Annotated in this window: 22 protein-coding genes; 15 read left to right on the top strand and 7 right to left on the bottom strand. The window is 66.5% G+C overall.

Features of this window, described 5'->3' with window-relative positions; translation table 11 throughout:
• Positions 1 to 387 precede the first annotated feature (387 nt).
• Together CEW88_RS00530 and CEW88_RS00525 are read right to left on the bottom strand one after the other, a co-directional pair.
• A complete protein-coding gene (locus CEW88_RS00530; protein ID WP_193989041.1) occupies positions 388 to 810 on the bottom strand; it encodes a DUF1810 domain-containing protein in 423 nt (140 codons plus the stop codon).
• Between the two features lie 204 nt (positions 811 to 1,014).
• Positions 1,015 to 2,235 carry an argininosuccinate synthase gene (locus tag CEW88_RS00525; RefSeq protein ID WP_108964208.1) on the bottom strand — a complete coding sequence of 407 codons (1,221 nt, stop codon included), beginning with the start codon at positions 2,233 to 2,235 and terminating at the stop codon, positions 1,015 to 1,017.
• A 133-nt stretch (positions 2,236 to 2,368) separates the two neighbouring features.
• Here CEW88_RS00525 and CEW88_RS00520 point away from each other — a divergent pair, with 133 nt between their 5' ends.
• Together CEW88_RS00520 and ilvA are read left to right on the top strand one after the other, a co-directional pair.
• On the top strand, positions 2,369 to 3,106 hold the full coding sequence (locus tag CEW88_RS00520; protein ID WP_108967448.1) for a hypothetical protein: 738 nt from the start codon (positions 2,369 to 2,371) through the stop codon (positions 3,104 to 3,106).
• 61 nt (positions 3,107 to 3,167) lie between these two features.
• Positions 3,168 to 4,394: a threonine ammonia-lyase IlvA gene (gene ilvA, locus CEW88_RS00515; RefSeq protein WP_108964207.1), complete on the top strand. Its 1,227-nt coding sequence runs from the start codon at positions 3,168 to 3,170 to the stop codon at positions 4,392 to 4,394.
• Positions 4,395 to 4,455: 61 nt separating this feature from the next.
• On the opposite strand, the gene CEW88_RS00510 is transcribed toward ilvA, so the two are convergent.
• Entirely contained in the window at positions 4,456 to 4,851 is a 396-nt protein-coding gene (locus CEW88_RS00510) for an Hpt domain-containing protein (protein ID WP_108967447.1), read from the bottom strand.
• 140 nt (positions 4,852 to 4,991) lie between these two features.
• Here CEW88_RS00510 and CEW88_RS00505 point away from each other — a divergent pair, with 140 nt between their 5' ends.
• Complete coding sequence (locus CEW88_RS00505; RefSeq protein WP_254694415.1) at positions 4,992 to 6,233, top strand: PP2C family protein-serine/threonine phosphatase; 1,242 nt, start codon at positions 4,992 to 4,994, stop codon at positions 6,231 to 6,233.
• Between the two features lie 6 nt (positions 6,234 to 6,239).
• Here CEW88_RS00505 and CEW88_RS00500 read toward each other — a convergent pair whose 3' ends face one another.
• Positions 6,240 to 6,677, bottom strand: coding sequence for an NUDIX hydrolase (locus tag CEW88_RS00500; protein ID WP_108964205.1), 438 nt, complete (start codon positions 6,675 to 6,677; stop codon positions 6,240 to 6,242).
• Positions 6,678 to 6,753: 76 nt separating this feature from the next.
• Between CEW88_RS00500 and CEW88_RS00495 the strand changes: the two genes are divergently transcribed.
• The 8 genes from CEW88_RS00495 (at position 6,754) to CEW88_RS00460 (ending at position 15,765) form a co-directional block, all read left to right on the top strand.
• Complete coding sequence (locus CEW88_RS00495) at positions 6,754 to 7,749, top strand: Hsp33 family molecular chaperone HslO (RefSeq protein ID WP_108964204.1); 996 nt, start codon at positions 6,754 to 6,756, stop codon at positions 7,747 to 7,749.
• Entirely contained in the window at positions 7,746 to 8,348 is a 603-nt protein-coding gene (locus CEW88_RS00490; protein ID WP_108964203.1) for a CoA pyrophosphatase, read from the top strand. The genes CEW88_RS00495 and CEW88_RS00490 overlap by 4 nt, the downstream gene beginning before the upstream one ends.
• Positions 8,345 to 9,508 carry a CCA tRNA nucleotidyltransferase gene (locus tag CEW88_RS00485; protein ID WP_254694414.1) on the top strand — a complete coding sequence of 388 codons (1,164 nt, stop codon included), beginning with the start codon at positions 8,345 to 8,347 and terminating at the stop codon, positions 9,506 to 9,508. Before CEW88_RS00490 ends, CEW88_RS00485 begins: the two co-directional genes overlap by 4 nt.
• A gap of 9 nt (positions 9,509 to 9,517) precedes the next feature.
• The gene (locus tag CEW88_RS00480; protein ID WP_108964202.1) at positions 9,518 to 10,099 is read left to right on the top strand and encodes a LysE family translocator; all 582 of its coding nucleotides are present in this window, start codon (positions 9,518 to 9,520) and stop codon (positions 10,097 to 10,099) included.
• A gap of 42 nt (positions 10,100 to 10,141) precedes the next feature.
• On the top strand, positions 10,142 to 11,998 hold the full coding sequence (locus CEW88_RS00475; RefSeq protein ID WP_108964201.1) for an ABC transporter ATP-binding protein: 1,857 nt from the start codon (positions 10,142 to 10,144) through the stop codon (positions 11,996 to 11,998).
• A gap of 27 nt (positions 11,999 to 12,025) precedes the next feature.
• Positions 12,026 to 13,858, top strand: a complete 1,833-nt coding sequence (locus tag CEW88_RS00470; RefSeq protein ID WP_108964200.1) for an ABC transporter ATP-binding protein — start codon at positions 12,026 to 12,028, stop codon at positions 13,856 to 13,858.
• Positions 13,859 to 13,928: 70 nt separating this feature from the next.
• Positions 13,929 to 15,146, top strand: a complete 1,218-nt coding sequence (locus CEW88_RS00465; RefSeq protein WP_108964199.1) for a class I SAM-dependent RNA methyltransferase — start codon at positions 13,929 to 13,931, stop codon at positions 15,144 to 15,146.
• Between the two features lie 97 nt (positions 15,147 to 15,243).
• The gene (locus CEW88_RS00460; RefSeq protein ID WP_108964198.1) at positions 15,244 to 15,765 is read left to right on the top strand and encodes a L,D-transpeptidase family protein; all 522 of its coding nucleotides are present in this window, start codon (positions 15,244 to 15,246) and stop codon (positions 15,763 to 15,765) included.
• A gap of 157 nt (positions 15,766 to 15,922) precedes the next feature.
• Here CEW88_RS00460 and CEW88_RS00455 read toward each other — a convergent pair whose 3' ends face one another.
• Complete coding sequence (locus CEW88_RS00455) at positions 15,923 to 16,480, bottom strand: CAP domain-containing protein (protein ID WP_108964197.1); 558 nt, start codon at positions 16,478 to 16,480, stop codon at positions 15,923 to 15,925.
• A gap of 231 nt (positions 16,481 to 16,711) precedes the next feature.
• Here CEW88_RS00455 and CEW88_RS00450 point away from each other — a divergent pair, with 231 nt between their 5' ends.
• Together CEW88_RS00450 and CEW88_RS00445 are read left to right on the top strand one after the other, a co-directional pair.
• Positions 16,712 to 17,311, top strand: a complete 600-nt coding sequence (locus CEW88_RS00450) for a L,D-transpeptidase (RefSeq protein WP_108964196.1) — start codon at positions 16,712 to 16,714, stop codon at positions 17,309 to 17,311.
• Positions 17,312 to 17,472: 161 nt separating this feature from the next.
• Positions 17,473 to 17,667, top strand: a complete 195-nt coding sequence (locus CEW88_RS00445; protein WP_108967443.1) for a ferrochelatase — start codon at positions 17,473 to 17,475, stop codon at positions 17,665 to 17,667.
• Positions 17,668 to 17,766: 99 nt separating this feature from the next.
• On the opposite strand, the gene hemH is transcribed toward CEW88_RS00445, so the two are convergent.
• Positions 17,767 to 18,831, bottom strand: a complete 1,065-nt coding sequence (gene hemH / locus CEW88_RS00440; protein ID WP_108964195.1) for a ferrochelatase — start codon at positions 18,829 to 18,831, stop codon at positions 17,767 to 17,769.
• Positions 18,832 to 18,882: 51 nt separating this feature from the next.
• Positions 18,883 to 19,755: an SAM-dependent methyltransferase gene (locus CEW88_RS00435; protein WP_108964194.1), complete on the bottom strand. Its 873-nt coding sequence runs from the start codon at positions 19,753 to 19,755 to the stop codon at positions 18,883 to 18,885.
• Between the two features lie 14 nt (positions 19,756 to 19,769).
• Between CEW88_RS00435 and CEW88_RS00430 the strand changes: the two genes are divergently transcribed.
• Entirely contained in the window at positions 19,770 to 20,501 is a 732-nt protein-coding gene (locus CEW88_RS00430) for a ComF family protein (RefSeq protein ID WP_108964193.1), read from the top strand.
• Between the two features lie 45 nt (positions 20,502 to 20,546).
• Positions 20,547 to 20,804: a glutaredoxin 3 gene (grxC, locus tag CEW88_RS00425; RefSeq protein ID WP_108964192.1), complete on the top strand. Its 258-nt coding sequence runs from the start codon at positions 20,547 to 20,549 to the stop codon at positions 20,802 to 20,804.
• Position 20,805: the final 1 nt, after the last annotated feature.

Below are 20,805 nucleotides of genomic sequence, written 5' to 3'. Positions count from 1 at the left end.
GGAGGAGTTGCGTGTCTGAAGCAGTGCCGCGGTGTCAGGGGAAGGCTTCTGCCTCCGATTTCGCGGCGGGAAGGGTAAGACGTGGCCCTCGTCCGGTTGTGGACTAGAGGTGTTGTTAACGATTTGTCGCCATTGTCCAAGATGGCGGAAGAGTTCGGACGACGGGTCACGGAAGAAAAGACAGAACAAAGCCTGTCAAAGGGGGCGCAACAGGGCCTCCCGAAAACGGGCCATGGCGCCAGCCGCATATACGGGTCCCCACGGGGACGGCGGCGGGCGCTCACAAGCTAAGGCGCGCTTGCGTATCCCCACCTCGGCGCGTCTTGGGCCGCCTCCGGTGTCGTGACCGGAGGCGGCAATTTTTTTGCATCAGCCTTGATCGGTGTCTCAGGGTTCGCCCTGCAATGCCGCGCGCGTGACTGGGCAGCGGCTCCCACCGTAGAGGCGCTCCAGCACCTGCGAAAACACCTCTGGCGCGCCGGGCACCGCCTCGAAGAGCGTCATGCTCGAGCGCACCTTCAGCGCATCCACCGGGCCGAGCATTGCCTCGGGGCTCCGCCCCGGGTGATCCAGCAGCCAGCCCGAGGCCTCGGCCAGCCGCGTCCCCAGCACCGGATGCGCGAGATAGACCCGGGCCTGCTCGGCATCGCGCAGTCCGAAATGCCGAGCGCGCGCCGAGCGGCCGAGCGTCTCGAGCTGCGGAAAGACCCACCAGATCCAATGGCTCACCTTCTGCCCGGCCTGCAATTCGCGCACGACCTGCGGCCAGACCTGCGCCTGCGCGTCGAGAAATTCCTGTAGTTCGGCCATGAGAGCGCCCCCCGTCATGCGCCCCAGTCTAGCGCGGCGCAGGCCGAAGGCGAAACCGGGGCGCAGCCTCTTACGCGCCTGCGCGCGGACCACCCGGGATGTTTGTGCCTATCAGAAGGGCGGATGCGGGGGGCCAACAGGCAAAAGAAATCCCGCCGGAGGCGTCTCCGGCGGGGATCATCAAACAGAGCGCTGGGAAAGGACTCAGCCGTTAAGGCGGCGTTTCCGTGCGGCCAGCAGCTTCAGGCGCAGGGCGTTGAGCTGGATGAAGCCCGCCGCGTCCTGCTGGTCATAGGCGCCGGCGTCATCCTCGAAGGTGACATGCGCCTCGGAGTAGAGCGATTCATCCGACCAGCGCGCCACGGTACGGGCCGAGCCCTTGTAGAGCTTCAGGCGGACGGTGCCGCTGACATGCTCCTGGCTCTTGTCGATGAGGGCCTGCAGCATCTCGCGCTCGGGCGAGAACCAGAAGCCGTTGTAGATCAGCTCGGCATAGCGCGGCATGATCGAGTCTTTGAGGTGGCCGGCGCCGCTGTCGAGCGTGATCTGCTCAATGCCGCGGTGCGCTTCCAGCAGGATCGTGCCGCCCGGGGTCTCGTAGATGCCGCGCGACTTCATGCCCACGAAGCGGTTCTCAACAAGATCGAGAACACCGATGCCGTGCTTGCCGCCAAGCTCGTTGAGCTTGGTGAGGATCGTCGCGGGCGACATGGCCTCGCCGTTGATCGCCACGGCGTCACCCTTCTCGAAGGTCACCTCGACGTATTCCGGCTCGTTTGGAGCCTGCTCGACGGGAACGGAGCGCTGCAGAACGTATTCGGGCGCTTCCTCGGCGGGGTTCTCAAGCACCTTGCCCTCGGAAGAGGTGTGCAGAAGGTTGGCGTCGACCGAGAAGGGCGCCTCGCCGCGCTTGTCCTTGGCGACGGGGATCTGGTTCTGCTCGGCGAACTCCAGAAGACGGGTGCGCGAGGTCAGGTCCCAGAGGCGCCAGGGTGCGATCACCTTGATGTCGGGGTTCAGCGCATAGGCGGCCAGTTCGAAACGCACCTGGTCGTTGCCCTTGCCGGTCGCGCCATGGGCCACCGCGTCGGCGCCCTCGGCCGCGGCGATCTCGACCAGCCGCTTCGAGATCAGCGGACGGGCGATCGAGGTGCCAAGCAGGTAGAGCCCTTCGTAAAGGGCATTGGCGCGGAACATCGGGAAAACGAAATCGCGCACGAATTCTTCGCGCAGATCCTCGATATAGACTTTCGACACACCGAGCATTTCTGCCTTGGCGCGGGCCGGTTCGAGCTCTTCACCCTGGCCGAGGTCGGCGGTGAAGGTGACGACCTCGCAGCCGTATTCGGTCTGGAGCCACTTCAGGATGATCGAGGTGTCGAGGCCCCCGGAATAGGCCAGGACGACTTTCTTGGGCGCGGACATGGGCTTTCCCTCACGTATGAACTGGCCTCGCGCATTACTGGGTTTTATCCCCGGTATCAAGGATCGCCCGTTGACCTTCCGGGCTCATATGCTAGCCGTCGGCGATGTCTGGGCAAAACGCGGCGGGGGTTTCATGAAGGGTTGGCGCATTTTCGTGCATTCGCTGCGGATGGTGGTCGACAACATCGGCACCGCGCTGCGCGTCTCGCTCGTGCTCTACCTCGTGCAGGCCGCCAGCCAGATCGCCACATACCTGCATGCCGATGACGCTGGTCCGGACGGGCTGCCCGTACAGGTGATCGGCCTTCCGGCCTTGGCGCTGCTGGTGCTGGCGGTGCTCGCCAGCCTCTGGATCGCTGTGGCATGGCACCGGTTCGTGCTGACCGGCGAAGAGCCGCGCGGCTGGCTGCCACGATGGCACGGTGGCGAGATCCTTGGCTATTTCGGCCGGTCAATCCTCATCGCGCTGGTTATCTTCCTCGGCATGATGATCTCGGCCATCCCGGTGGCGCTGATCGGCGCGGCGGTGCCCGGGCTGGCGCCGGTGCTTGTCTTCGGCCTTGTCGGGCTGGGCGGCTACCTGTTCTTCCGGCTCGGGCTGATCTTGCCGGCCGCGGCGGTGGGCGAGAAGCTGACGCTGAAGCAGGCCTGGCGCGCCACCGCCGAGGACGACGGCGCGGTGGTGACCCTGGCCATGCTGGTGATCGGCGGCTCGTTGCTGGTCGAGCTTCCGGCACTGATCGACAACAGCGCGGGGTCGATCGTCAACCTCGTCTACGGGCTGGTGATCAACTGGTTCGCCACAATGATCGGCATCTCGGTGCTGACCTCGCTCTACGGCCATTTCGTCGAGAAGCGCCCGATCGATTGAGCGTCGAGCGGGCCTTCAGCGGCCTTGCGCAAAGCGTGCCGATGCGCCACATGCCTAGGGCATGGATGATTTTCTCGCTCACGCCCGCGCCGCCACGCAAGAGATGCGCTCGGTCTTTCCCGAGACGCCGCTTCTGCGCAACGATCACCTTTCGGCGATTTTCGGCGCCGACATCTGGCTCAAGCGCGAGGATCTGAGCCCGGTGCGCAGCTACAAGCTGCGCGGCGCCTTCAATGCCATGCGCAAGCGTCCCGAGGTCGAGACCTTCGTTGCCGCCAGCGCCGGCAACCACGCGCAGGGCGTCGCCTACATGTGCCGGCAGTTCGGCAAGACCGGGGTGATCTTCATGCCGGTGACCACGCCGCAGCAGAAGATCCAAAAGACCCGCATGTTCGGCGGCGAGAATGTCGAGATCCGCCTTGTCGGAGACTATTTCGACGAATGCCTCAGCGCCGCGCAGGACTATTGCGCCGAGATCGGCGGGCATTTCCTGTCGCCCTTCGACGATGAGGACGTGATCGAGGGGCAGGCCACCGTGGCGGTGGAGATCGAGGCGCAACTCGGCCGGGTTCCGGACCATCTGGTGATCCCGGTGGGCGGTGGCGGGCTTGGCTCGGGGCTGCTGAGCTATTTCGGCACGGCGAGCCAATACACCTTTGTCGAGCCGCTGGGCGGCGCCTGCCTGCGCGCCGCGCTCGAGGCGGGCAAGCCGGTGACCTTGCCATCGGTGAACACTTTCGCAGATGGGGCGGCGGTCGCGCGGATCGGGGCCAAAACCTTCGAGGTGCTGAAGGGCGTCGGGGTGGCGAACACGCTGGCGGTGAACGAGGACCGGCTCTGCACCACCATTCTCGAGATGCTGAACGTCGAGGGCGTGGTGCTCGAGCCCGCCGGGGCGCTGTCGATCGACGCGTTGAAGGATCTCGGACAGTCGATCCGAGGCAAAACCGTGGTCTGCATCACCTCGGGCGGCAATTTCGACTTCGAACGTCTGCCGGAGGTGAAGGAGCGGGCGCAGCGCTACTCGGGGGTGAAAAAATACTTCATCCTGAGGCTGCCACAGCGGCCCGGGGCGCTGAAGGATTTCCTGAACTTCCTTGGACCGGAGGATGATATCGCGCGGTTCGAATACCTGAAGAAATCGGCGCGCAACTTCGGGTCGGTGCTTATCGGGATCGAAACCGCGGATCCGGCGAATTTCGACCGGCTTTTCAGCGATCTTGATGCCCATGGATATGCCTATCGTGACATCACCGACGACGAGGTGCTGGCGCAATTCGTGATCTGATCACGGCGTGCGACGATGCGCTGGGCGCGATCTGCCCGGCGCAGAGCCTGATCCGCAGAGCTCAGGCGGCGCGAAGCTCGGGCAACTGTGCGAGAAATTCCTCGCGTGAGCGGGCGTAGCAGCGGCGCAGCAGCTCGGGATCAAGCGGCGCGCCGAGCCCGGCGGTGATCGCCAGTTCCCCGGCCTCGCAAAGGGCCGAGAGCCGCTCGAAGCCGAGATTGAGCGTGCTGCCCTTGAGGAAATGCAGCTGTTCGGAGAGTTCCTGCAGAGACCCGGGATGCGTAGGCAGGCGGTCGAGCGTGGCCTGCACCTCGGTCAGGAAGAGCGCGACCACCTCGTCGAAATGCTCTGCCCCGATCTCGTTGCGCAGCTCGGCCACCCTGTGCCAGTCGATGAGCAGGCCACCCGGCTCTGATTCGGGGGAGCGCGTCGCGGGGGATGTCGGGGCTTCGGTCATCTGGGTACCTCCTGTGCGGAGACTTGCATGCAAAGCTGAACGAAGCGTTTCGGTGCGGGGGACTGCCACCGGTGAAAGCACGCATTAACGCGCGGACCCTAGGCTGCATTCCGGTCAGATGCAGCTTGGAAGGACGCAGAGTGATCCCGAACACGGCCGAGAGTTTCGAACCAAACTGGGGGCGGGCCCCGATCCGGCGCGTGTTGGTCGTGGATGACAGTCCGCTGCAACTGAAGATCCTCTCGTCGATGCTGCAGCGTTGGGGGCTCGAGGTGTCGCAGGCGCAGAGCGGTGCCGAGGCGCTGCTGCTCTGCGCCGAGATGCGCCCCGATGCGGTGCTTTCCGACTGGATGATGCCCGGGATGGACGGGCTGGAGTTCTGCCGCCTGTTCCGCGCCCAATGCGGCGATCGCTATGGCTATTTCATCCTGCTCACCAGCAAGAGCGACAAGGCCGAGATTGCCCGCGGGCTCGACGCGGGGGCGGATGATTTCCTCACCAAGCCGGTGAACGCCAGCGAACTGCGGGCGCGGATCAACGCCGGGGCGCGGATCCTGCAGATGCAGCGTCAGCTCTCGGCGACTCTCGGGCAGCTGCAAGAGGCCTATGACGCCGTGGACCGCGACCTGCAGCAGGCCCGCACCATCCAGCAGGCGCTGGTGCCGCGCCGCAATCGGCGCATCGGCACCTCGCAGGTGAGCCTGCTGCTCAAGCCCTGCGGCCATGTGGGCGGCGATCTGGTGGGCAGCTTCTCGCATTGCGAGCGCAGCGTCGGGGTCTACAGCATCGACGTGTCGGGGCACGGTATCACCTCGGCGCTGATGACCGCGCGGATCGCCGGGCTGCTGGGTGGCGACTTTCCCGATCAGAACATCGCGCTCGAGAGGATCGTGCACGGGACGCTCTTCCGTCCGCCCGAGGAGGTCGCGCGGCGGCTCAACGAGCGTTTGGCGGCGGACCCGGGCGTGGCGGAGTATCTGACCATGGCCTATGCCGTGGCCGATCTCGATTCCGGCAAGGTCGAGCTGGTGCAGGCGGGACACCCGCCGCCGCTGCTGCTGCGCGCCGGTGGCGGGGCCGAGTTCATCGGGAAGGGCGGCTTGCCGGTCGGGCTGATCCCCGGCGCGCGCTACGAGCGGCTGCGGCTGCAGATGCGCCCCGGCGACCGGCTGCTGCTCTATTCCGACGGGCTGACCGAGGCGCTGATGCCCGATGGCACGCAGCTTGATCTTGCAGGGCTGCGGGCGCTGGCGCCCGAGGTGCAGGGACAGGGCACCGAGTATCTCGACGATCTCTTCTGGCGGGTCACCCAGCGCATGCGCAGCGGCGCGCAGCTGGAGGATGATGTGTCGGCCGCGCTGCTGGAATTCGGCGGGATTTGACCCCGATCAGCCCAGAACGCGGCGCAGGAAGTCGCGGTCGCCCGGGTTGCCGAGGATCTCTGAGGCCAGCACCGGGTCCATCCATACCGCCTGGTGGCCGGGCTCGCTGGGCGCACCGAGCGGCCGGACCGGGTGGGCGGCGTAGATGATGCAGAGCTTCTCGGCCCATAGATCGTATTCGGGCATGTAGGTGAAGCGGCGGAAGGCCCCGAGACGACGCGGCTGAGCGATCTTCCAGCCGGTTTCCTCGTAGACCTCGCGGTGCAGCGCCGCGATCGGCGACTCGCCCGCGTCGATGCCGCCGCCGGGCAGTTGGTACTCGGGCCAGGGATCTGCCTGATGGGTGACCAGCACTGCCCCGTTTCGCGGCAAGATTGCATAGGCCCCGGGGCGGAGGGTATACCTGCGCCCGGATTCGGGCGGCTCGCCGTATCTTGCAGTCATCGGTCCCCCTTGGTTCCCGTGTTTTTGCTGCTTATATGGGGCCGATATGCCAAGATCCGGCAGATAAGGAAACCCCATGACCATCGGCAGCAAACTCGCCTGGGACGATACCGTCCTGCCATTTCAATTGGATCACGCCGACATCCGGGGCCGCGTGGCGCGGCTCGACGGGGTGCTGAACGGGGTCCTCAGCCAACATGACTACCCGGAGCCTGTCGAGGCTCTGATCGCGGAGATGACCCTGCTGACCGCGCTGATCGGCCAGACCATGAAGCTGCGCTGGAAGCTCTCGCTGCAGGTGCAGACCCGCGGCGCGCTGCGCATGATCGCGACCGATTACTTTGCCCCCACCAAAGAGGGCGAGCCGGCCCGTCTGCGCGCCTACGCCAGCTTCGACCGCGAGCAGATCACCGAAGCGCCGGCCTATGACCAGCTCGAAGACGGCTATTTCGCCGTGCTCATCGACCAGGGCAAGGGCACCACGCCCTACCAGGGCATCACCCCGCTCGCGGGCGGTGCGCTGGCGCGCTGCGCCGAGAGCTATTTCGCCCAGTCCGAGCAGATCCCGACCCGATTCATGCTCAACTTCGGCAACGTGCCGCAGGCGGATGGAAGCTCGCACTGGCGCGCTGGCGGCGTGATGCTGCAGCACATGCCCAAGGCTTCGCCCTTCGCCAAGCCGCAAGTCGACGGCGAGGGCGGCACCGGCGAGAACGGCGTCCTGCGCCCCGAGGACCTGCTGGGCGATACGGACGACGGTGAGAACTGGCGCCGCGTGAACTTCCACCTCGATACGGTGGATGAGCTGGAGCTGATCGGCCCGGACCTGCCTCCGACCGACCTGCTGGTGCGTCTCTACCATGAGGAAGGCCCGCGCGTGTTCGACGCCCAGCCGGTGCGCTTCGGCTGCACCTGCTCGGAAGACCGCGTGCGCCAGTCGCTGTCGATCTACTCGGCGCGGGACATCGAGAAGATGACCACCGAGGACGGCAAGGTCACCGCGGACTGCCAGTTCTGCGGCGCGCATTATGAACTCGACCCGGAATCGGTCGGGTTCGAGGCCAAGAAGTGAGCCGGGTCCGGGATCAGATCGATCTGCTGAAACGGGCGCTGGAGGCGACCTCCGGCGCCTCCTCCGATTTCGATCTGAACCCGGGCACGGTCCTGCCGGAGGGGCGCAAGCTGCGTCCCGCCGGCGTCCTCGCCGGCTTCGTCGCCTGCGAGCAGGGGCTCGAGCTGGTGTTGACCAAGCGCAGCTCGAGGCTCAAGCACCACCCGGGCCAGATCGCCTTCCCGGGCGGCAAGGTCGATCCGGGTGACGAGGACGAGGTCGCCGCCGCTCTGCGCGAAGCGCGCGAGGAGGTGGGTCTTTCGGAAAGCCGGGTGGACGTGCTGGGCACGCTGCCGCCGCACGAGACGGTCACCGGCTTTCAGGTGACGCCGGTCATCGGTCTCGTCATGTATGATTTCGAGCCTGTTCCGGAGCCTGGCGAGGTCGCCGAGGTGTTCCGCGTGCCCTTCGAGCATGTCGCCGATCTGGAGCGGTACAGCATCCAGGGCCGCCGCTGGCGCGGCGCCACGCGGCATTACTGGACGGTGCCCTTCGGCCCCTATTACATCTGGGGCGCGACGGCGCGGATGCTGCGCGGGCTGGCGGAGCGCATGGCATGAGCCTTGCGAAGACCACGGTCACCGGCGACTGGCTGACCCGGCCCGAGACGCAGCAGGTGCTCGCCATGCTCGAGGACGGCGGGCATCAGGGCTACGTGGTCGGTGGCTGCGTGCGCAACGCGCTGATGGGCGTGGCGGTGAGCGACGTCGACATCGCCAGCGATGCGCGCCCCGAGCGGGTGGTCGAACTGGCGCAGGCGGCGGGGCTGAAGCCAGTGCCCACGGGCATCGAGCATGGCACGGTGACGGTGGTGGCGGGCGGCATTGGGCACGAGATCACCACCTTCCGCGCCGACACCGAGACGGATGGTCGCCGCGCCGTGGTGCGCTTTTCGGACGACATCGCCGAGGATGCGGCGCGGCGTGATTTCACGATGAATGCGCTCTATGCGGATGCGCGGGGGCTTATCCTCGACCCTTTGAACGGCCTGCCGGACCTGCGCGCCCGCCGGGTGCGCTTCATCGGCGCGGCCACCGACCGTATCCGCGAGGACTACCTGCGCACGCTGCGCTATTTCCGCTTCTCCGCCTGGTACGGCGATCCCGAGCAGGGCTTCGATCCCGAGGCGCTGGCGGGCATTGCCGAAACGCTGGACGGGCTGGACACCCTGTCGCGCGAGCGTGTCGGGCAAGAGATGCTGCGCCTTCTGGCCGCGCCCGATCCGGTGCCCGCCGTGTCGGTCATGGCGCAGGTCGGAGTGCTGGCGCATGTGCTGCCCGGAGCTTCGGTGACCGCGCTGGGCCCGCTGGTGGCCGAGGAACAGAGACTGTCGGTCGCCCCGGACGCGCTGCGCCGGCTCGCGAGCCTCGGCGTGGAAGCGCCCGACCTGCGGCTCTCGAAGGCGCAGCAGCGGCACCTTACCCTGTATCAGGGCCTGATCGGCGAGACGCAGGGGCCGGCGGAGCTGGCCTATCGCCACGGCGGCGAGGTTGCGCAAAGCGTGCTGCTGCTGCGCGCCGCAGCCTTTCAGCAGCCGGTGACGGAGGAGGCGCTCTTCGAGATGGCTCGGGGCACCGAGGCCAGCTTCCCGCTCTCGGCCAAGGATTTCATGCCCGCGCTCAAGGGGCCCGCACTGGGAGAGGCGCTGCGCGCAGCCGAGAAACGCTGGATCGGATCGGGTTTCACGCTTACCAAGGCGGAACTTCTGTCTGACGAGTAAGCGCCCTGCATGACGATCGATCCGCTCTACGCCTTTGTCTTCTTCGGGCTCTTCTCGCCCGGTCCCAATGTCATCCTGCTGACCGCCTCGGGCGCGCGCTTCGGCGTGAAACGCACCTTGCCGCACCTCTTCGGGGTGGTGATCGGTGTCGGCATCACCGCCGGGCTCACCGGGCTCGGCATTGCCGCGCTGCTGCAGCAGATGCCGAAGCTGGAGTTCGCGCTGCGCATCGCGGCGAGCGCCTGGATGCTCTACATGGCCTGGGGCCTGTGGAATTCCGAGCGCCGCAAGAAGGCCGAGGCGGCCCGCCCCATGACGCTGATCGAGGCGGTGCTCTTCCAATGGGTGAACCCCAAGGTCTGGGCGGTGGCGCTGGCGGCGGTCTCGGCCTATCCCTCGGCTTTCGGCCCGCTGGGCGAAGCGCTGCGGCTGGGGTCGGCCTTTTCGGGTCTGAACCTCGTGGTGTGCCTCTTCTGGACCTCGGCTGGGGCATTGCTGACCTACCTGCTGTCGACCCCGGCGGCCTGGCGCTGGTTCAACCGGGCCATGGCCATCGCACTGGCAAGTTTTTCCGTCATGGTGTTCCTGTAAGGCCTGACCTAGACCTAGCGTCAGACAATCAGGACACGACACATGTTTCGCCGTTTCGAAAGCATGGTCGATCCCTATGTGGACTACCCGCAGACGGACCGGCCTCCGACCAAGCTGCTGCCCTTCATGCTGGACTATTCCCGGCCGTTCCGCCGGGTCTTCGTCTGGACAGGGCTCTTGTCGGTGGTGGTCGCAAGCATCGAGATCGGGCTCATTTGGGCCATGGGCTGGGTCGTCGACATCCTCGGCGGCGAGCCGGCGCAGGTCTGGGAAGACCACGGCTGGCATCTCATAGCCCTCGCGCTTTTCATCCTGCTGCTGCGGCCGCTGTTCCAGGCGCTCGACGTGCTGCTGCTGAACAATGCGATCATGCCCAACTTCGGCACCCTGGTGCGCTGGCGGGCGCACAAGCAGGTGCTGCGCCAGTCGATCGGCTGGTTCGAGAACGATTTTGCCGGGCGCATCGCCAACCGCATCATGCAGACGCCCCCGGCGGCGGGCGAGGCGGTGTTCCAGGTCTTCGACGCGATCACCTTCTCGATCTCCTACCTCGTCGGCGCGCTGGTGCTGCTGGGCGATGCCGACCCGCGGCTGGTGATCCCGATGCTGCTCTGGCTGGTGCTCTACGCCGGGTTGATGAAATGGACGGTCGCCCGCGTCGGCGCGGCGTCCAAGGCCGCTTCGGATGCGCGCAGCTTCGTGACGGGCCGCGTGGTGGATGCCTATACCAACATCCACTCGGTGAAGATGTTCGCCCACGACCGGCAGGAGCTCGATTACGCCAAGGAGGCGATCGAGCAGGCGCGGCAGACCTTCCAGGCGGAAATGCGGCTCTATACCTTGATGGATCTGGGGCTGATGGTGCTCAACGGGCTGCTCATCGTCGGCGTTGTCGGCTGGGCCATTGCCCTGTGGATGCAAGGGCAGGCCAGCACCGGCGCGGTGGCGGCGGCGACGGCGCTGACGCTGCGGCTCAACGCGATGACCGGCTGGATCATGTGGGCGCTGACCACCTTCTTCCGCCAGCTCGGCGTGGTGGCCGAGGGAATGGAGACCATCGCCCAGCCGATCGAACTTGTCGACGGCCCGGATGCGAAGCCGCTTCGGGTCGCGCAGGGCGAAATTGCGGTCTCGAATCTCTCGCACCACTACGGGCGCGGCTCGGGAGGGCTCGACCGGGTGACGCTGAGCATCCGCCCGGGCGAGAAGATCGGCCTCGTGGGGCGCTCGGGCACCGGGAAATCGACCCTCGTGAAGCTGCTTCTGCGCTTCTACGACCCTGAATCCGGCAAGGTCGAGATCGATGGGCAGGACATCACCCGGGTGACGCAGGACAGCCTGCGACGCCAGATCGGCATGGTGCAGCAGGACAGCGCTCTGATGCACCGTTCGGTGCGCGAGAACCTGCTTTACGGCCGCCCCGAGGCGAGCGAGGCGCAGATGATCGAGGCCGCGAAGCAGGCGCAGGCGCATGAGTTCATCCTCACGCTCGAGGACGGGCAGGGGCGGCGCGGCTATGATGCCCATGTTGGCGAGCGCGGCGTGAAGCTCTCGGGCGGGCAGCGGCAGCGCATCGCGCTGGCGCGGGTGATCCTCAAGGATGCGCCGATCCTGATCCTCGACGAAGCGACTTCGGCCCTCGACTCGGAGGTCGAGGCGGCCATCCAAGACACGCTCTACGGCATGATGGAGGGCAAGACGGTGATCGCCATTGCGCACCGGCTGTCGACTATCGCCGCCATGGACCGCATTCTGGTGATGGACGACGGGCGCATCGTCGAGCAGGGTACCCATGACGCGCTTTTGACCAAGGCTGGACTATATGCAGGGTTCTGGGCGCGCCAGTCCGGCGGCTTCCTCGACCCCGACGCCGACAGCCAAGCGCAGGACACCGCATGATCTGACCCAAGACCGAGAGGGCGAGGCATGAGCCTTTCCGACATGATAGACCCGTTTTCCCGCGCCGAGACGCCGCCGCCGCAGACCCTGGGGCGGTTCACGCTCTGGGCGCTGCGCGGGGCCTGGCCGGTGCTGATCCCGGCGGCGATCCTCTCGGCCCTGGGCGGGATCTTCGAGGTGATGTCGGCAAAGCTGCTGGGCGAGGTGATCGACAAGACCCTCAGCAGTCCCGCCAGCACGGTCTTTGCCGATCACTGGCTGTTCCTGCTGCTCTGCGCCGCCTTCTTCATCCTGCTGCGGCCGGGGATCGCCGGGCTTTCGGCCTATGTGCAGTCGGTCGTCATGCAGCCCAATGTGTTCAACCTTATCCTCAGCCGGGTGCATCGCTACACGCTGGGCCATTCCGTCACCTTCTTCGACAATGATTTCGCCGGGCGCATCTCGCAAAAGGAGATGCAAACCGCGCGGGCGCTGAACGACGTGATCTCGGAGGTCATCCAGGCGGTGCTCTTTGCGCTCGCTTCGGTGATCGGCTCGGTCTGGCTGGTCGGCTCGATCGACTGGCGCATCGGGCTGGCGCTGATCGGCTGGATCGTCGTCTACGCGCTGTTGCTGCGCCACTTCATGCCGCGCATCCGCACGCGGTCCAAGGCGCGGGCAGCGGCGCGGGCGATGGTCACCGGCCAGCTGGTCGACACGGTGACCAACATCAAGACCGTGAAGCTCTTTGCCCATGACGAGTTCGAGGACCGCGCCGCGCTCGACGCCATGTCGACCTACCGCGAGCGCTTCATCGCCTTCGGGCATGTCGCCTCGGCCTTCCGGTTCTGGCTGATGGCGCTGGCGGGCACGCTGCCGGTGCTGCTGATCGGCGGCGCGCTGGCTTTCTGGTCGCAGGGCTACGTCACCGCCGGCGACATCGCCGCCACCGGGGCGGTCGCCATCCGGCTCAGTCAGATGACCGGCTGGGTCAGTTTCACGCTGATGGGGATTTACGCCAATATCGGCGAGATCGAGGACGGCATCCGCACCATCACTCCGGACCACACGCTTCTCGACGCGCCCGGTGCCCCGGCGCTGGCGGTGCCACAGGGGCGCATCGAGTTCCGCGATGCCGGCTTCGCCTACGGCCGCAAGGAAGGCGGGGTCGAGCATATCGCGCTCGACATTGCGCCGGGCCAGAAGGTGGGCATCGTCGGCGCCTCGGGCGCGGGCAAATCGACCCTCGTCGCGCTACTGCTGCGTCTCTACGACACGGAAAAGGGCGGCATCCACATCGACGGGCAGAACATCGCGGATGTCACGCAGGAGAGCCTGCGGCGGCAGATCGGCATGGTCACGCAGGAGACGGCCATGTTCAACCGCTCGGCGCTGGACAACATCCGCTACGGCCGCCCGGATGCCACGATGGAAGAGGTGATCGCCGCCGCCGAAAAGGCCGAGGCGCATGACTTCATCCTGCATCTGCGCGACCACATGGGGCGCACAGGGTACGACGCGCACCTCGGCGAGCGGGGCGTGAAGCTCTCGGGCGGACAGCGGCAGCGCATCGCGCTGGCACGCGCCATCCTCAAGGACGCTCCGATTCTGGTGATGGACGAGGCCACCTCGGCGCTCGACTCCGAGGTCGAGGCGCTGATCCAGCGCGCGCTCGAGCGGGTGATGGAAGGCAAGACCGTGCTGGCCATCGCGCACCGGCTCTCGACCATCGCCAGCATGGACCGGATCGTGGTGCTTGATCAGGGCCGCATCGTCGAGCAGGGCAGCCACGAGGCGCTGCTGGCGCAGAACGGGCTCTATGCGCGCTACTGGAACCGCCAGAGCGGCGGGGTGATCGACCCGCAGGAGGCGGCGGAATAGGCTCTGCAAGGGTGCCTCGCCCGCTTTAACAGGCTTGCGCGGCAGCCCCGTTGGGGGCATGAGGCGGCGCATGGAACAGGTCACGATCGAACGGCTCGGGCACCAGGGGGACGGCATCGCCGCCGGTCCCATCTTCGTGCCCGGCACTCTGCCCGGCGAACTTGTCGAGGGAGAGATCTCCGGCGGCGTCATGGACGCGCCGCGCATCCTCACGCCGTCCGAGATGCGGGTCAGCCCGCCCTGTCGCCACGCCAAGAGCTGTGGTGGCTGCCAGTTGCAGCACGCCCGGCCCGATTTTGTCGCTACCTGGAAGCAGGACGTAGTGCGCCATGCACTGGCCGCGCATGGCATCGAGGCCGCGTTCCGCGAGATTGCCACCTCGCCCGAGCAGACCCGGCGCCGCGCCGGCTTTTCGGCCAAGCGCACCAAGAAGGGGGCGCAGGTCGGCTTTCACCGCAAGCGCTCTGACGTCATCGTCGAAGTGCCCGACTGCCGCGTCATAGACCCGAAATTGGCCGCCGCGCTGCCGCTGGTCGAGGCATTGGCGGTGCTCGGCGCGAGCCGCAAGGCCGAGCTGTCGGTGATGGTCACCACCAGCCATGGCGGGCTCGATGTGGTCGCCAAAGGCGGGAAGGAGGCCGACGCGCAGATGCAGCAGCAGCTCTCCGATCTGGCGCGGCAGCATGAGTGCGCGCGCATCGCCTGGGGCGAGGACGTGGTGCTGACCCGCCGCCCGCCGATGCAGAAGATGGGCCGGGCCGAGGTCTCGCCGCCGCCGGGGGCCTTCCTGCAGGCAACGCCGCAGGGCGAGGCGGCTCTGCTGGCCGATGTGCTGGAGCACATCGACGGGGCGAGCCATGTGGTCGACCTTTTCGCCGGCTGCGGCACCTTCGCGCTGCCGATCGCCGAGAGGGCGCGCGTGCACGCGGTCGAGGGCGACCGGGCGATGACCCAGGCGCTCGACCATGGCTGGCGCCATGCACAGGGTCTGCGCCACGTGACCACCGAGGCACGCGATCTCTTCCGCAACCCGCTTCTGCCCGCCGAACTGGCGCGTTTCGACGCCGCGGTGATCGACCCGCCGCGCGCCGGGGCCGAGGCGCAGGTGGCGCAGCTCTGCGAAGCGAAGATTCCCCGCATTGCCTTCGTTTCCTGCAATCCGGTGACCTTTGCGCGCGAGGCCGCGGCGCTGTTGCGCGCGGGCTACCAACTCGACGGGCTACGCGTCGTGGACCAGTTCCGCTGGTCGACCCATATCGAGCTCGTTGCAGGATTCAAAAGGCAATAGTGCCGATATTCCGACAACTTCCTGCCAACTCCTTCTATCGCGATGCCGCAGTGTACTGTATAACTGAGGCAAAATAAGAACGAGTGAGACAGGCAAGATGTTTATTGGCAGGCACGTGTTCGTGCTCGCAGCGGTTTTGCTGCTTGCCGCCTGCGGCGGTGGGCGGGACCCGGCGAGCATGAAATTCAGGTCCTATAGCGGGCCGTCCGTCACCCATGTCGTGGTGCATAAGCAGGCTCGCAAGATGTACCTGCTGCACCATGATTCGATCATGAAGGTCTATGACATCGGTCTTGGTTTCGACCCGACCGGCGACAAGAAGGTCGAAGGCGACGGCAAGACGCCCGAAGGGCTCTACATGATCGACCGGCGCAACCCGAACTCGCGGTTCCACCTGAGCCTCGGGATCGACTACCCCAACGCCGCCGACCGTGCCGAGGCGCGCTTTCTTGGAAAGAGCCCGGGCGGAGACATCTTCATCCACGGCCGCCCGCCAGCCTATCAGAACGGTGTCTGGGATTGGACCTGGGGCTGCATCGCCGTGACCGACCGCGAGATCGAGGATATCTACGCGATGATCCGTGCCGACAGGCCGACGCCGATCCTTATCATGCCCTGACCCTGCGTGCAGCGGGCAGGTGTAGAGCCTGAAAGCGGGCCGCCCCTTGGGGCGGCCTTTTGATTGCGGCGACCCTCTTGAGAGCCGATGCGCGTTGCCGGACATGAAAAGACCGCCCCGGGGGGCGGTCTTTTCATCTTTGCCGATGCGGCGAGGTTCAGAAACCGGCCATCTGCGTGCCCGGCGTCGGGGCGAGGTCGGGCGCGCCCATGACCAGGGTCCACCAGATCTTGCCGCCCGGTTCCTGGAACCAGGAAAAGCCCATCTGGCGGGCACTCGGGTCGAGGATCACGTCGCGGGTCGGCGCGTCTTCCATCCAGGCGGCGAGGGTCTCGAGCTCGGATTCATAGGTCTCCGAGATGTTCTCGCCGAGCAGGCGGCCGGTGTAGCCGACGCGCTGCACCCGGTCGATCGGCGAGGAGCCGTCCGAGCCGAAGTGCCAAGGGCGGTTCTGCACCGACATGTCGCGCGAATGGGTCGCGGCGGCAGCGTTGAGCTTGCTGTCGAGAGTCACGCCCGGCACGCCGCGCGCCTGACGCAGCGCGTTCACGGAATCGAGCATCGAATATTCGATCCGGCCGCTGTCGCCCTCGTTGATCCGGTAGACGCGTGGCAGGGGCTTGCCGTCCGGCCCAATCTGCGGCGGGGTCACCGAGGGGGCACATGCCGCCGCGAGAAGCCCGGAGGAGAGCAGGAGAAACGTGCGTCTGTTCATGTTGGCTGACCTTCGCGTACCGCTGGTTCACTATTGCGGCACACACATAGCTCGCGCAGCCGGGCTGATCAAACCCACATGCATGTGATCGTTCGTGTACACCTGCGTTTGATTTGCGACTGCGGCGCTCTCGCCATATGATTAGGGAACTCTTAACGGTTGTCGGGCGTAAAACCCCAGACGCCTCGTACTGGCTTTTCGTTTTTCGTGGCTCCAAAGGACATCTCCGCCATGGCAAAATCCCCCTATTCCCGTCGTGCCTTCCTTGCCGGATCGGCCGCGCTGGCCGGCGCCGCGGCGACCCCGGCCCTTGCGCAGAGCTACAACGGCGCGGGAACGGTCGAGATGGAAAATGACATCTCGAAGGTCATCCGGCACAATATCTCGAGCTTCCGCACGCTCGACTGGCAGCCCTATTTCAGCAACCTGAACAAGGGCGCGGTGCTGGTGGATATCTCCTCGCGGGCCCTGCACTTCTGGGAACAGAATGGTACCTACCACCTTTATCCGTCGTCGGTGCCGCTGACCGACGATCTGACCCGCAAGGGCCGCACGCAGGTGGTGCTGAAGGATCCGCAGCCCGACTGGCGTCCGACGCCGTCGATGAAGCAGCGCAACCCGGAGTGGCCGGACTACGTGCCGCCGGGCCCGGACAACCCGCTCGGCACCCGTGCGCTGCACCTGAGCTGGCAGTACTACCGCATCCATGGCACCCACGACACGCGCAAGATCGGGCGCCGCTCGTCGAACGGCTGCATCGGGCTCTATAACGAGCACATCGAGGCGCTCTATGACATGGCACAGGTCGGAACGCAGGTGTTGCTGATTTGACGGCGGGCGGGCGGCGCGGCGGACGCCGCGTCAGCCAGAGTTTGCAATCGCAGGGGTTTGCTGCTTAGACCAGATACACGAGGTAAGTCTTGGGCTTGCCGTGGAGGAATCCCGCTTTGGAATTCACCATGCCGCGGCAGGCGTTGATCTGGAGAACAGCAATGAAGAAATTTGCACTCGCCGCCGTGCTCGCCGCATCTGCGACTTCGGTCATGGCCGGGTCCTATGACAGCGGCAAGCCGGTTTCGGAGCCGATCGTCGTTGCCGACGGCACCGAGGCGTCGTCCTCCTACGGCGGCATCCTGATCCCGCTGCTGCTGATCGCCGTGGTGGCCGCGGCCTCTGCGACCGACTGACCGGACGCTCTTGCCAGACATGCAAAAAGGCGGTGCCCCGGCACCGCCTTTTCCTTTTGGGCCATGTTCCTTTTTCGCCCCTGCCTTCGGGGGCAGGGGTCAGTCGAGCCAGCCCCTGAGGTTGTCTTCGATAACGCCGCTCAGCGCCGCGATATGCGCCGGGTCGTCGTTGAGACAGGGGATGTAGGTGAAGTCTTCGCCGCCGGCGTGCTCGAAGCTCTCCTTGATCTCCTCGTTGATCTCTTCGAGCGTCTCGATGCAATCGGCCGAGAAGGCCGGGGCGATCACCGCGATGCGTTTCTTGCCCTCATCCTTCGCCAGCCGCGCAACCTCTTCGACGGTATAGGGCTTGAGCCATTCCTCGGGACCAAAGACCGACTGGAAGGTGGTGCGGATCTGGGTCTTGTCCCAGCCGAGGCGTTCGCGCAGCAGCCGCGTCGATTTCTGGCACTGACAGTGATAGGGGTCGCCCTGCATCAGGTAGCGCTTCGGCATGCCGTGGTAGGACACCACCAGAATTTCGGGCTTCTCTGCCTTGGCGGCATAGGCGCGCTCGACCGACTGCGCCAGTGCCTCGATATAGGCCGGGCTCTCGAAATAGGGGTCGACCACGCGGGCGGTGGGCTGCCAGGTCTCCTCCATCAGCGCCTTGAAGAAGGCGTCGTTGGCGGTGGCCGAGGTCGCCCCCGCGTACTGCGGGTAGAGCGGGAAGAACAGGATCTTGCGGCAGCCTGCCTCGGTCATCGCCTTGACTTTGGATTTGGTCGAGGGGTTGCCGTAGCGCATGCAGAAATCGACCATGACCCGGTCGCCGTAGCGCGCCTTCATCGACTCGGCGATGGCGGCGGTCTGCGCCTTGGTGATGGTCATCAGGGGGCTTTCGTTCAGCTCCTCGTTCCAGATCGACTTGTAATTCGCGCCGGACGAGAACGGCCGCTTTGACAGGATGATCAGCTGCAGCAGCGGCTGCCATTTCCACTTCGGGTAGTCGATCACGCGCTGGTCCGAGAGGAACTCGGACAGGTAGCGGCGCATCGGCCAATAGCTGTAGTGGTCGGGCGTGCCGAGGTTGGCGAGCAGGACACCGACTTTCTCGCGTGGGAGCGCCGGGTGGTCGGCGGGGGCCTGAGCGGGACGGATCGGGTCGGGGGTCATGTCGTTCATGCGTTCTGTTCCCTCAAAGTCACGCGCTAACTAACGCGAATTTAGAATGATTCAATCCTCGAGGCGGGTTTCCTTGGCGCCCAGGGCGTCGGCGAGACGATGCGCCGCAGATCCCGGGCGCAGGGGCTTCTGCTGGCTCTCGTCGGGCGCCCAGCCGGTCAGGGTAACAAGCTCGAAGGTCGCCGAGAGGCGGCCGTCCGGGCGCGCGTAGCTCTGGGCGTAGATCTCCGCAGCTCGCAGCAGTACGGCACGGCGGGTGGGGCGGCGCAGCCGGGCCGAGAGCGCGTTGGCCTCGCCCATGGCGCGCAGGTCACGCATCAGGTGCAGCGCGTTCTCGTAGCTCACGTCGAGCGGCAGCGAATCCGCGACGGGGAGCGCCAGCCCGGCGCGCTGCAGCAGCGCGCCGAGGTCGCGGATCTCGCCCATCGGCAGCACCCGGGGCGACAGCCCGCCGGTGACGTCGATCTCGGCCTGTCCCAGGGCGGCGCGCAGCTGCGAGAGGGTCTCGCCGCCGAAGGCGATCGTCAGGCAAAGCCCGTCGGCCTTCAGCGCGCGTCGGCACTGGATCAGCTGGCCGACCGGGTCGTTCGCCCAGTGCAGGGCAAGCGCGTGGATCACCAGATCCTGCGCGCCGACCTCGAGGTCCAGCACCTCGTCGTCGGGCAGGATCTTGGCGCCGGGCAGGGCGCCGTCCCAGATCTCGGGGAAGGGGGTGACAATGGCTGCGGATTTGAACTCCCTGTTAACCATCATCAGACGATCCTGCGCCTCGTCCCGCGCGGCCTCGTGCAGGAAAAGCGCCCTGTGCAGATCCTCTGCGCGGCGCGCCCGGGCCCGGTTCCGGGAAAGGGCGGTGCGGTCGATGAGCTGCGGGCTCTGGGGGGCTGGCTGGCCGGGACGCGGGTCGGAACTCTGGCTGGACATGGAGGCTAGATAAGATGCGGCAGGAGCGGTTGCAAACCTTGTTGCGCGGGGGGCTGCGTCTTGTCTACCCGCCGCGTTGCCTGACCTGCGGCGGGCTGGTCGAGAGCGATCACGGACTTTGCGGCCCCTGCTGGCGCGACACTCCCTTTCTGGGCGGGCTCTGCTGCGACCTTTGCGGGGTGCCCTTGCCCGGCCAGTCGGATGTCGCCGAGCATTGCGACGCCTGTCGGGCGCAGGAGCGCCCCTGGGTGCAGGGACGGGCGGCGCTGCTTTACAAGGGCAACGGGCGCAAGCTGGTGCTGATGCTGAAACACGCCGACCGCACCGACATCGCGGGGCCCGCGGCACGCTGGATGGCGCGCGGGCTGCAGGGGCTCGATGCCGGCACGCTGGTGGTGCCGGTGCCGCTGCACCTGCGCCGCCACCTGCGTCGCCGTTACAACCAGTCGGCGCTGCTGGGTGCGGTGCTGGCGCGCGAGCTGGGGCTGCGCCACTGCCCCGACGCGTTGCGCCGCAACCGCGCCACCCCCTCGCTCGACGGAAAGGGCGCCGAGGAACGCTTTGCAACGCTCGACGGCGCAATCAGCGTTACAGGGCGGGGGGACCTCGCGGGGCGCAGCGTGCTGCTGGTGGATGACGTGATGACCTCCGGGGCGACGCTTTCCGCAGCGTCGCTGGCCTGCAAGCAGGCTGGCGCGGCACAGGTTATGGTCTCGGTACTGGCGCGCGTTGCAAAGGATACCTAAATCCCTGAAAGATGGGCTGCCAGTCCGCCGGAAAGGGAAACCTGCATGAAACCGATCGAGATCTACACCACGCCCACCTGCGGCTTCTGCGTCGCTGCCAAGCGGCTGCTCACCCAGAAGGGCGCCGAGTTCACCGAGATCAATGTCGCTGCCGCGCCCGAGCGTCGCGCCGAGATGACCCAGCGCGCCAACGGTGGCCGCACCGTGCCGCAGATCTTCGTGGGAGATGTGCATGTTGGCGGCTGCGACGAGCTTTACGCGATGGAGCGCGACGGCAAGCTCGACCCGCTGCTCGCGGGCTGAC

It is taken from the genome of Alloyangia pacifica (assembly GCF_003111685.1).
In the GTDB taxonomy this organism is placed as follows: Bacteria; Pseudomonadota; Alphaproteobacteria; order Rhodobacterales; family Rhodobacteraceae; genus Salipiger; species Salipiger pacificus_A.
This window is presented reverse-complemented; position numbering and strand designations above follow the sequence as displayed.